This window comes from Enterobacter sp. J49 (genome assembly GCF_002148625.1).
Taxonomy (GTDB): domain Bacteria; phylum Pseudomonadota; class Gammaproteobacteria; order Enterobacterales; family Enterobacteriaceae; genus Enterobacter; species Enterobacter ludwigii.
This window is the reverse complement of record NZ_MWPY01000018.1, coordinates 1-414: the sequence shown is the minus strand read 5'-3', so window position 1 is coordinate 414 and position 414 is coordinate 1. Positions and strand designations below refer to the sequence as shown.

Sequence of the window (414 nt, the reverse complement as noted above, 5' to 3'; positions counted from 1 at the left end):
TTATTCGTGGAGGTTGAAGTCAGGCATTTCCGGACGGTGGAATTCAGGCATCAGCGCGAGCTGGCGCTGAAGGTGGCCGGAGACCGGGATATAGCCATTTTAAGAGCGCTGCATACCGATGGTACCGCCAGTGTAGGCTACATAAATCGATTTCTTCTGCATGGTAGTGAGTTCTTGTTCTTCAAAAGAAAAAAATCCCCTCTTCACGTGAAGAGGGGATTTTTTTCTTTTGAAGAACAAGAACTCACTACCATGCAGAAGAAATCGATTTATGTAGCCTACACTGGCGGTACCATCGGTATGCAGCGCTCTTAAAATGGCTATATCCCGGTCTCCGGCCACCTTCAGCGCCAGCTCGCGCTGATGCCTGAATTCCACCGTCCGGAAATGCCTGACTTCAACCTCCACGAATAA

Annotated in this window: 2 pseudogenes; one reads left to right on the top strand and one right to left on the bottom strand. The window is 49.3% G+C overall.

Going from position 1 to position 414, the window contains the following annotated elements:
* Positions 1-162 (bottom strand): annotated as a pseudogene (gene ansA, locus BJP35_RS24120) (asparaginase); the annotation flags it as partial.
* Between the two features lie 90 nt (positions 163-252).
* On the opposite strand from ansA (BJP35_RS24120), the pseudogene ansA (BJP35_RS24115) reads away from it, so the two are divergent.
* Positions 253-414 (top strand): annotated as a pseudogene (ansA, locus tag BJP35_RS24115) (asparaginase); the annotation flags it as partial.